This is a genomic window from Salmonella sp. 32100201201700099SM, from assembly GCF_017572645.1.
In the GTDB taxonomy this organism is placed as follows: Bacteria; Pseudomonadota; Gammaproteobacteria; order Enterobacterales; family Enterobacteriaceae; genus Salmonella; species Salmonella enterica.
Genome location: NZ_JAGERQ010000004.1, coordinates 344,611 through 355,154 on the forward strand (window position 1 = coordinate 344,611; position 10,544 = coordinate 355,154).

Annotated in this window: 9 protein-coding genes and 1 other RNA gene; 5 read left to right on the plus strand and 5 right to left on the minus strand. The window is 53.2% G+C overall.

All coding sequences use genetic code 11. From position 1 onward, the window contains the following. The first annotated feature begins 9 nt into the window (after nucleotides 1–9). The 5 genes from J4685_RS09140 (at nucleotide 10) to J4685_RS09160 (ending at nucleotide 4,770) form a co-directional block, all read left to right on the plus strand. Nucleotides 10–129: a GpE family phage tail protein gene (locus tag J4685_RS09140; RefSeq protein WP_000763315.1), complete on the plus strand. Its 120-nt coding sequence runs from the start codon at nucleotides 10–12 to the stop codon at nucleotides 127–129. After that, nucleotides 122–2,902 carry a phage tail tape measure protein gene (locus J4685_RS09145; protein ID WP_001282813.1) on the plus strand — a complete coding sequence of 927 codons (2,781 nt, stop codon included), beginning with the start codon at nucleotides 122–124 and terminating at the stop codon, nucleotides 2,900–2,902. Before J4685_RS09140 ends, J4685_RS09145 begins: the two co-directional genes overlap by 8 nt. Further along, nucleotides 2,902–3,387 (plus strand): phage tail protein, encoded by a 486-nt coding sequence (locus J4685_RS09150; RefSeq protein ID WP_000980405.1) that lies wholly within the window; start codon nucleotides 2,902–2,904, stop codon nucleotides 3,385–3,387. The genes J4685_RS09145 and J4685_RS09150 overlap by 1 nt, the downstream gene beginning before the upstream one ends. After that, nucleotides 3,384–4,484, plus strand: coding sequence for a phage late control D family protein (locus tag J4685_RS09155; protein WP_001011749.1), 1,101 nt, complete (start codon nucleotides 3,384–3,386; stop codon nucleotides 4,482–4,484). Before J4685_RS09150 ends, J4685_RS09155 begins: the two co-directional genes overlap by 4 nt. Before the next feature lie 67 nt (nucleotides 4,485–4,551). Beyond that, nucleotides 4,552–4,770, plus strand: a complete 219-nt coding sequence (locus J4685_RS09160) for an ogr/Delta-like zinc finger family protein (RefSeq protein WP_001775272.1) — start codon at nucleotides 4,552–4,554, stop codon at nucleotides 4,768–4,770. A gap of 86 nt (nucleotides 4,771–4,856) precedes the next feature. Here J4685_RS09160 and J4685_RS09165 read toward each other — a convergent pair whose 3' ends face one another. The 5 genes from J4685_RS09165 to J4685_RS09185 form a co-directional block, all read right to left on the minus strand. After that, nucleotides 4,857–5,234 carry a hypothetical protein gene (locus J4685_RS09165; protein WP_001039750.1) on the minus strand — a complete coding sequence of 126 codons (378 nt, stop codon included), beginning with the start codon at nucleotides 5,232–5,234 and terminating at the stop codon, nucleotides 4,857–4,859. Between the two features lie 95 nt (nucleotides 5,235–5,329). Beyond that, nucleotides 5,330–5,692: a transfer-messenger RNA gene (gene ssrA, locus J4685_RS09170) on the minus strand. A 71-nt stretch (nucleotides 5,693–5,763) separates the two neighbouring features. Next, nucleotides 5,764–6,927 carry an HlyD family type I secretion periplasmic adaptor subunit gene (locus J4685_RS09175; RefSeq protein WP_000342601.1) on the minus strand — a complete coding sequence of 388 codons (1,164 nt, stop codon included), beginning with the start codon at nucleotides 6,925–6,927 and terminating at the stop codon, nucleotides 5,764–5,766. A 7-nt stretch (nucleotides 6,928–6,934) separates the two neighbouring features. Continuing rightward, nucleotides 6,935–9,115 carry a type I secretion system permease/ATPase gene (locus tag J4685_RS09180; protein ID WP_000196157.1) on the minus strand — a complete coding sequence of 727 codons (2,181 nt, stop codon included), beginning with the start codon at nucleotides 9,113–9,115 and terminating at the stop codon, nucleotides 6,935–6,937. Beyond that, the gene (locus tag J4685_RS09185) at nucleotides 9,112–10,521 is read right to left on the minus strand and encodes a TolC family outer membrane protein (RefSeq protein ID WP_000533854.1); all 1,410 of its coding nucleotides are present in this window, start codon (nucleotides 10,519–10,521) and stop codon (nucleotides 9,112–9,114) included. The genes J4685_RS09180 and J4685_RS09185 overlap by 4 nt, the downstream gene beginning before the upstream one ends. Nucleotides 10,522–10,544 lie beyond the last annotated feature (23 nt).

Sequence of the window (10,544 nt, forward strand, 5' to 3'; positions counted from 1 at the left end):
GATGATCTGGTGGCAGACATTGCCACCATCTTTCACTGGTCGCCGTCCATCACTGACGTTATGCCGCTGACTGATGTGCTGGAGTGGCGGCATAAGGCAATTCAGAGAAGCGGGGCCAGCGATGAGTGATAATAACCTGCGACTGCAGGTAGTTCTGGGGGCGGTGGATAAGTTAACCCGCCCATTTAAAAATGCACAGGCTGGCTCTAAGGAGCTGGCATCAGCTATTAGACAAACCCGCGATCAGATTAAAAAGCTGAGTGATGCTGGAGGTCAGCTTAAATCTTTCGATCAGCTAACTCAAAGTGTTAGCCGTACTGGTGCCGAACTGGATCAGGCGAGGCTACGCGCTCAAATGATGACGCGCGAAATGTCTTCTTTGGAATCCCCGACAAAAAAACAAACGCAGGCGCTTGAAGCTCAGTGGCGTGCTGTTTCACGTCTTGAACAAAAACAGCAACAGGAAACTCGCCAGATGGCGGCAGCCAGAGCTGAGCTTTATCGGCTGGGGTTATCTGCTGGGGGCGGAGCGCGTGAGACGGCACGGATTGCACGAGAAACTGAGCGGTATAACCGACAGTTGGCTGAGCAGGAGCGCAGGCTGCGTGAAGTTGGCGAGCGTCAGCGAAAGCTCAACGCCATCAAAGCCAAGGCTGAAAAGACCCGCGAGTTAAGGAACTCTCTGGCAGGTAATGGTGCAGGGGCGATGGCGGCTGGGGTAACTACTGGCATGACGTTGCTGGCTCCAGTAAAAGCCTATTCAGAATCAGAAAATGCAGCGAATCAACTCGCCGGTTCCATGATGGGGCCGGGCGGAAAGGTAGCGCCTGAATTTGAAAAAATTAACCGGCTTGCAGTTGCTTTGGGTGATAAGCTGCCGGGAACAACAGCCGACTTTCAGAACATGATGACTATGCTACGCCGTCAGGGTATGTCGGCGCAGGTCATCCTGGGAGGCTTGGGAGAGTCAGCAGCTTATCTTGGCGTGCAGTTACAGATGGCTCCCACTGCAGCAGCTGAGTTTGCGGCTAAGTTACAAGATGCTACTCAGACCTCCGAAAAAGACATGATGAATCTGATGGACGTGATCCAGAAAGGATTCTACGCGGGGGTAGATTCAGGAAATATGCTGCAGGGTTTCTCAAAAATCAGCAGCGCGATGAATATCATCAATAAGAAGGGGTTGGAAGCGGTCAAAACTTTCGCGCCTTTGTTGGTTATGGCTGATCAGGGGAGTATGGCTGGTGAGTCTGCCGGTAATGCATACCGAAAGATTTTTCAGGCCGCTCTGGATGCTGACAATATTAAGGCGGTTAACGATGACCTGAAAGAAAAGGGCGCGGGTATTAAATTCAACTTCTCTGACGGGAAGGGTGGGTTTGGTGGTCTGGAAAATATGTATGCCCAGCTGGAGAAACTTAAAAAATTAAATCCAGAAACCCAAATGGCAACCATGAAAGATTTGTTTGGCAATGATGCGGAAACGCTACAAGCGCTGAACATTATGCTATCTAAAGGGATTGAAGGATATAGAGAAACTGCAGCAAAGCTTGAAAATCAGGCATCGCTTAGGGAGCGTGTTGATGCATCGCTGAACACCCTGGGGAATAAATGGGAGGCTGCTACCGGGACATTCACTAATGCGATGGCGAGTATTGGTGAAACCGTAGCACCTGCATTAAAGAACCTCGCCGATTGGCTGGGGGAGTTAGCCTCTCGTTTGGACGGTTTTGTTAAACGCCATCCCTCGCTTACGTCTGCCTTATTCAAGATGGCTGCAGGATTTGCCGTTGCTGCAACGGCTGTAGGGGCTATCTCTTTGGCGCTGGCATCAATCCTTGGTCCGATGGCAATCATCAGAGTGAGCGCGGGCATGTTGGGCCTGAAGTTTGCGTCGGTGGGTGGCTTGGTTCGTGCTGCGCTGGGAGGGCTCGGGAAATCAGTTTTATGGCTGGGCCGATTGATGTTTGCAAACCCTATACTGGCTGTCATAGGGCTGATCGCCGCTGGTGCTATTTATATCTGGCAGAACTGGGACACGCTTGGGCCAAAGTTCAAGGCCATGTGGGATGCCGTATGTAATGCCACAGGTACGGCATGGGATTGGATTAAAGAAAAGGCCAGCGCCGCGTGGGAGGGGATTAAGTCACTGTTCTTTAATTATACCTTGCCGGGATTAATAGCTAAAAATTGGGATGCAATAAAATCTGGCGTTTCTGAGGCGTGGGCCAATATCAGACAATCTATCAGTGATAAATGGAATGCGATCCTGGCTGATGTTTCCGCGCTTCCTGCGAAGTTTCAGGACACGGGCAGCGCCATTATTGACAGCATTCTCGATGGAATTAATGCCAAATGGGAGACACTCAAAAGCAAGCTTTCCTCAGTCACCGATTATCTGCCTGACTGGATGACTGAAAATAATAAAACACAAGACAAAGCACAGGTGCAGGTGGTTGGTGGCGCAGCGGCTGCTGCTGTTCCGTTTGCCGGGATGTATGACAGCGGTGGGATTATTCCGCGCGGTCAGTTCGGTATTGTTGGGGAGAACGGCCCTGAAATTGTGAACGGCCCCGCAAAAGTGACCAGTAGGCGGCGCACTGCCGCGTTGGCTTCCATCGTTGCAGGTGTCATGGGCGTAGCGGCAGCGCCTGCAGAGGCTGCTCCACTACATCCTTACAGTCTGCCTACTGCGGCATATAAACAAAGCCAGCCTGCGAAATCTGCCAGCGCGCCGCCAGTGATGCACTTTGAAACTCACGCGCCGATCACTATCTATGCTCAGCCAGGGCAGAGTGCGCAGGATATTGCCCGTGAAGTTGCCCGACAGCTTGACGAACGCGAGCGCAAGACCAGGGCTAAAGCACGCAGTAATTTCAGTGATCAAGGGGGATATGAATAATGATGATGGTACTGGGGTTATATGTCTTCATGCTGCGTACAGTGCCATATCAGGAGCTGCAGTATCAGCGAAGCTGGCGACACGCCGCCAACAGTCGGGTGAACCGGCGACCATCAACGCAGTTTCTTGGCCCGGATAATGACCCGCTGACGTTATCTGGCGTACTGCTGCCGGAAGTCACCGGCGGCAGGCTGTCATTGCTGGCACTTGAGCAAATGGCAGAGCTTGGCAAAGCATGGCCCCTGATTGAGGGAAGTGGGACCATTTACGGCATGTTTGTGATCGAGAGCCTGAGTCAGACAAAAACAGAGTTTTTTGAAAGCGGAATGTCTCGCCGTATTGAGTTTACGCTGACCCTGAAAAGGGTTGATGAGTCGCTGTCTGATATGTTCGGCAGTCTCAGCGATCAGCTCAGTAACCTGCAGGACTCTGCAACGTCTGCGATAGGTAATATTAAAAATACGGTTGGAGGGTTGCTGCAGTGAATTTTAGCTCTGATCTTTTTGGCCTGAACAGCAGAAGCCCGGCTTTCAGTATCACTATTGAAGGTAAGGACGTGACCACCGCGCTGGATGCGCGCCTGATGAGTCTGACGCTGACCGATAACCGGGGTTTTGAGGCTGACCAGCTTGATCTGGAGCTGGACGACGCCGACGGGCAGATCGTTCTGCCGCGACGTGGTGCCGTTATTCAACTGGCGCTGGGGTGGAAGGGCCAGCCGCTTTTCCCAAAAGGGGCATTTACGGTAGATGAGATTGAGCACAGCGGTGCTCCTGATCGTCTGACTATCTGTGCCCGTAGCGCTGATTTCCGTGAAACCCTCAATACCCGGCGCGAAAAATCATGGCATCAGACAACGGTGGGGGAGGTGGTAAAGGAAATCGCCGCCCGGCATAACCTCAAAGTGGCGCTGGGTAAAGACCTGACGGATAAGGTGCTGGATCATATGGACCAGACCAATGAAAGCGATGCAAGTTTTCTGATGAAACTGGCGAGACAGTATGGGGCGATTGCTTCCGTTAAGGACGGGAACCTGCTGTTTATCCGGCAGGGACAGGGAAGAACGGCGAGCGGCAAGCCGCTGCCGGTTATCACTATCACGCGCAAAGCCGGTGACGGTCATCGTTTTACCTTGGCTGATCGTGGCGCGTATACGGGCGTTATTGCCAGTTGGCTGCATACACGTGAACCAAAGAAGAAAGAAACAACGCAGGTAAAGCGCCGTCACAAGAAAGTCGCCACACCCAAAGAGCCGGAAGCAAAACAGGGTGATTATCTGGTGGGAACGGATGAAAACGTGCTGGTTCTTAATCGTACCTACGCCAACCGCGGCAACGCTGAGCGTGCGGCAAAAATGCAATGGGAGCGCCTGCAACGTGGTGTTGCGTCTTTCTCCCTGCAGCTCGCAGAGGGGCGGGCAGATCTCTACACCGAAATGCCAGTAAAGGTGAGCGGTTTTAAGCAGCCTATCGACGATGCCGAATGGACCATTACAACGTTGACGCATACGGTCAGCCCGGATAATGGTTTTACTACCAGTCTGGAGCTAGAAGTAAAGATTGATGATTTAGAAATAGAATAAATAAGTTCTCAATAATAATTTCTTGTGTATCATTATTGAGAACTTAATGGCGGCGGAGAAACTCAAAATGATGAATTGTCCAAAGTGTGGACACTCAGCGCACACTAGGAGCAGCTTTCAGGTTACGGACAGCACAAAAGAGCGTTACTGCCAGTGCCAGAACATTAACTGTGGTAGCACCTTTGTCACCCATGAAACGGTAGTGCGCTTTATAGTTACGCCAGCATTGGTAAATAACGCTCCTCCACATCCAACAGTGAGTGGGCAAGGGCACATGAATTTTTAAGGTAAGTTGATGGCATTCTTACTCAAAAAGACAAGGGAGGAATGCCGCAAGAAACCAAAGAAAATCATGGGTTTCATTAAACTTCATTATTGAAGAGGTTTAATAAAGCTGGTTCTATAGGTGCGCGCCTGCTCGTCTTTCATTGTGCCAGCTTTTCTACACTCATCCCCTCCAGCATTGATTTCAAAGCCCTGATCGCTAGTGACATTAAGAAGTGTAATTCTCTTGATCGTGCCAGGTTTCCACTTGTTCATATAATAATCATTACAGATGCCTTGGAACATCGATTCAGCTGCATCTACCAGCAAAAGTCGTTTGTTATATCTGATAGTCAGCCCACCATCTTCTAGGCTGTGCGTCCTGGTATCGTAAACAGCAATCAGGTTTTGGATAGAAGATGGGATTTTGTCAGCAGATGCGCTGAAGCTGGTGATGAGCAATAAGGCTATTAGAGGTTTATTCATATCTGTAGTCCTTTAATCGATAAATGCTTGCCGCCATTTTGTCGCCACTACCAAAGAAAAAGGGGCTACGTTTTCACGTAACCCATTGTTTTATTTGGTGGAGCTGGCGGGAGTTGAACCCGCGTCCGAAATTCCTACATCCTCGGTACTACATGCTTAGTCAGTCTTTACATTCGCCTGGCACCTGCGGACGGACACGCCACTACCAGACTAGCCTGATTCGTTTTAACGCCTCAACCCCAGGCAGGGCATCCGCGCGATCTCTTTTGGGTTTGACCTCTCTTGATCCCCGTCCTAAGAGCGGAGGCTAGGGAGAGAGGGCTCTAAGCAGGTTATTAAGCTGCTAAAGCGTAGTTTTCGTCGTTTGCGACTATTTTTTTGCGGCTTTTTACGAGGCCAACCGCCCCTCGGCATGCACCTTGGGTTTCGCAAATCCCGTCGAATCCAGAATCAGCCCCAATGTGTAAGGTAAGTATAACAGACTTGTGACACGCGTGACCAGCCCCCGTATCTTCTTATCTTCAACGATTTACCGCTCGCGCAGCGCTTCTTTCGCGCGATTAAACGGTTTGATTAAATAGTCGACAATGGTTTTTTCACCGGTTTTGATATCCACCGTGGCGATCATGCCTGGAACAATCGAAAAACGGCGTCCTGATTTATTTTGTAGATAGTCCTGGTGGGTGCGGATAAACACGCGATAGTAGAAAATTTCCGGTTTCACTTTATCCTGAATGGTGTCCGGTGAAATGGTCTCCACCACGCCGTCAAGCCCGCCGTAAATGGCGTAATCGTAAGCAGTAATTTTAACCAATGCGCGTTGGCCGGGATGAATAAAGGCGATATCACGCGGCGAAAGGCGGGTTTCAATCAACAGACGATCGTCTACCGGCACTATCTCCATCATCTCGCCGTTAGGCGGGATCACGCCGCCAATCGTCGTGACCTGGATATTTTTAACAATGCCGCGAACCGGCGAACGTACGGTGAGGCGGGTGACGGAATCCTCGCGTCCTTTTAAAATGGCGGAGAGCATATCGACCTCAGCGTTCGCTTTCGATAACGCTTCGCGTGCCTGCACATAATATTGTGAGCGCAGATCGGTAATTTTTAAGCCTAAATCGCTTTTTTGTCGTTGCAGGCGTAGCACTTCAACATGACTGGCCGCGCCGCTTTTCTCCAGCCGCTGGGTAATGGTCAGCTCTTTATTAACCGACGCCAGCGCATCCCGTAGCTCAGCTTCGGTATCGGCCAGCTGCGCGCGGCGGCTTTTATAGAGACGCGTCTCTGCGGCAATCAGATCCGGCCAGCCGTTCAGCTCAGCGGGGAAGGCGAGAGGTAAGTCGCTGACTTCCGCAGTTAACCGTGCGCTGGAGGCGAGTGAAGCGCGATATTTTGCCGCACTTTCACCCACATTGGACGCCAGACGCGTCGGATCAAGCCGGGCGACAATCTGGTTAGCCTGAACTCTGTCGCCTTCCCGCACCGTCAACTGCGCCAGAATGCCGCCATCCAGCGACTGCAGAACCTGTTCGCGTGAACTGGGGATCACTTTCCCGTTGCCGGTTGAAACCTCATCCAGTCGGCCAAACCACGCCCAGATGCCGAGAATGAGAAATAACAGTGAGCAGATCAGAACAATACGACCCGCGCCGGAAAACGCCCGTTCACGCTGAATATCGGGATCGTCCATCGCGGCATCATGCTGATTGATTTTCATTTTTCCACTCCCGACGGTGACTTTGCATCCGATCCGCGTTAAGCGCCTGCGCTTTTGGCGCATCCATCACCAGTTGTCCTTCTTTCAGGACAACGACACGCTCAACCAGCTCCAGTATTGGTACCCGGTGCGTCGCGACGACCAGGGTACGATTGCCAAGCCACTGATGTAACCGCTGAATAAACTCTCGTTCCGTATGCTCGTCCAGCGAGGCGCTGGGTTCGTCAAGTAGCACAATATTGGGGGAGCGCAGCAGCATTCTCGCCAGCAACAGGGACTGACGCTGCCCACCGGACAGGCCGTTACCACCCTCCATAATGGGATGATCCAACCCTTTTGCCAGCCGCCTGACGAAGACGGCGCCGCCGCTGACTTCGAGCGCGTCAAAAATCTGTTCATCGTTGGCGTGCGGCGCGCCGAGCGTCAGGTTCTCTCGTAGGGTGCCGAAGAAAAGCCGCGCGTTCTGGCTAAGAAAGCCGATGTTGCGGCGTAAATCCGCCATATCGATGTGCGACAAGCTGAGATTATCAAGCCGGGCATCTCCCTGAATCATCTCCAGGCCGCCCGCCATCGCCTGTAAAAGTGTGGATTTACCCGCGCCGTTACGCCCCAGTATCGCAATCCGCTCGCCTGGCATGATCTCCAGACGTACGAGGCGCAGCGGTATGCGTTGATCGTCGTTATGGTAACGAAACTGAGCGTTTTCAAAGAGGTAATGCCCGTGGAGGATGTCGCGGTGTATCAGGCTATCGTCATGCTGTGTCTCGGTGGGCAGTTGCATAATGTTGTCGAGACCCATCTTTGCCGCTTTCACCTGCTGCCAGCGCGCCAGCACGCCGCACAGGTTAGCCATTGGCGCGATCATCCGCGAGCCGAGCATCGACGCGGCGACCACGGCGCCGGTAGTCATACTGCCTTCAATGACCATCGGCGCGCCGAACATAATCACCGCGGCATACACCAGACTTTGTACCGACATCCCCCAACTGATAAGCCCTTGCGTGAGTTTGCGGGTGCGTAGGCCCGACTCGCCGGTAATACGGATATAGCTATTCCACTGCTGAAGAAAACGGTTCTCCGCCTGCATCAGTTTAATATCTTCCAGCCCCTGAACGCTTTCGACCAAGACTGCATTGCGTAGCGTCGCTTCGTGGGCGGCCTGGTTGGCGAGGACAGCCAGTTTTTTTTGCAGTGCCACGCCCGGCAGGATCATCAGCAGAGCCGCCACGGGCGCTATCCATGCCAGCGGTGGGGCAATAATCGCCAGGACTATCATAAACAGGAAAAAGAAAGGCAGATCGACAATGGTCGCCAGCGTTGAAGAGGTAATCATCTCGCGGATCTGCTCCAGTTCGCGTAACTGCGAGATAAAACTGCCGGTGGAACGGGGGATAGCGCTGTTGCGCAGCCTTAACGCATGACCGAATACCCGATCGGAAATGCGCATATCGGCGCGTTTACCGAGCACGTCCATAATGTGCGTACGCGCTTCACGCAGCAGAAAACCGAACAGCACCGCTACCAGCACGCCGAAGGAGAGCACGTACAGGGTAGGATATGACTGAGCGGGGATCACCCGATCGTAAACCTGCATAGAGAACACAATCCCGGCCAGCGACAGCACGTTAATCAGAAAGGCGGCGACCATTACCGGTAAATAAGGGCGAATATCCTGCAGAACCAGCTCGCGCATCCAGTCGGGTTTAAAGCGGGAGATATAGCGATCGACGCGGCTATCCTTGAGTGCCGATAGCGGGCGTAGCGCGGCAACATAGGGGATCTCCGGCAATAACTCGCTGAACGTCAGGCGGTTACGCTGACCTTCTTCTTCAATCACAAAAACGTCCGCCGCCTCTTCGCCATTAACATGTTCGATGACCAATAACTGCCCGTCCCGGAGCTCGACAACCAACGGCAATCGCCACTGACTAAATGCCGTTTTGTCTATGTCCGGCGCATGAAAGGATAAACCCGCCTGCCGCGCGAGCTGCGTTAAGGCGGTCGTTCTGCTTTTACCCCTAAACCACGGGGCGTTGGCCTGAATTGAACCGGGAGAACAGGCAACGCGATAATGACCGGCGACATAGCTGATGGCCTGCGCCCATTGGCTTAGCGCGCGCTCACTGAGTACCTCTTCTACATCGGGGGCGGCGCGGGTCATGGCTGGATCTCCACGGATTGAATGCTGCGATGATTTAACGCGAACGCCTGACGAAGCGCGCCGGTGTTATACAGACAGTTCAGTTGCAACTGATGCAACTGGCTTTCCGTTTGCAGTTCGGCAAAACGCGCCTGGTAAACTTCCTGCTCCGCATTAAGCACGTCGAGCAACGGGCGGGAACCGAGGTCAAGGTATTGCTGCTGATACAGTTCGCGCGTACGTTCGCTAAGCTGCTGTTGCCGACGAAGGATTTGTAACGCGCTGGCAAGACTCATTGCCTGGCTGCGCGCCTCCATCAGTTTCTGGCGGACATCAAGCCGGGTGCGCTGAATGGTCGACTGAGCCGCGTCTACCGCATGGCTGGCGGCGTTGCGTCGGGCGGTCAGCCCTCCGCCCTGGTAAAGCGGCATCTCAACTTTCACCCAGGTGGAATACTGGGTTTTATCCAGCACTTCATGACTGGGATATTTATCATTAAGATAATGTTGTACGGAAGGTTCGAGCGAAATCGTCGGCGTCATTTGCGCGCTGGCATAGTCCAGATTCGCCCGCGCAACGTTGGCCTGCGCCCAGGCGGCCAGTACCGCGGGCACCAGTCGATCGTCGGGAGTCGCCGTCTCACAGCTGCGAGCAAGTTTCGCCGGGAAGTCATTATTGATGCCGTTAAGCGAATTCCAGCCCAGCCAGCTCATCAGTGAGGCTTTCGCACTGTCGAGATTGGCCTGATACTGCGCCAGTTGCGAGCGGGCGGATTCGATTCTGGCTTCGGTTTGCACTACGTCAGAGAGCGACGTAGCGCCTTCATCGCTGCGCTGCCGGATAAGTTTACCGATGCTGTCCAGCGCGACGAGCTGTTCTTCCGCCGCGTCTACCATTTGCTGCCAGCTCTGCGTTTGTACAATAGCGTTGGCGGTTTCGTGCGCGACGGTATCAATACTGAGCAGCACATTGGCCTGTTGCTGCGCTGCGCCTGCGGTTTCGGCGCGAACCTGGCTTGCCACTTTGCCGAAGTCATAAAGCATTTGCGATACCGACAGCACCAGCGAGGGACTATACCCGTGATCGGTGTAGGTATTGCTGTACCCATTGTTCACACCAGCGCTGACTTGCGGATAATATTTCGATTTGGCGACCTCTATTTGTTCATTCTGTGCGAGCAGTTTGCCGACGGCTTCGCGAATAGAAGGATGCCAGCTAACGGCGTGATTGACCGCGTCATTAAGCGTCAGGTTGCCCGGCGCGGCGGCGCTGAGCGGCAACTCAGCGGCGGAGCCATCCAGCGAAGGAAGCATCTGGTCCGTTGCTAATCCTTCGGATGTAATCATTGGCGGCGCTTCTGCTCCCCGGGGCTGGTGATGAAACAAAGCAAATGCCAGTACGATGGCGACAGGCGCGACTCTTCCCATAGTTTATCCCTTTTAAATATCAC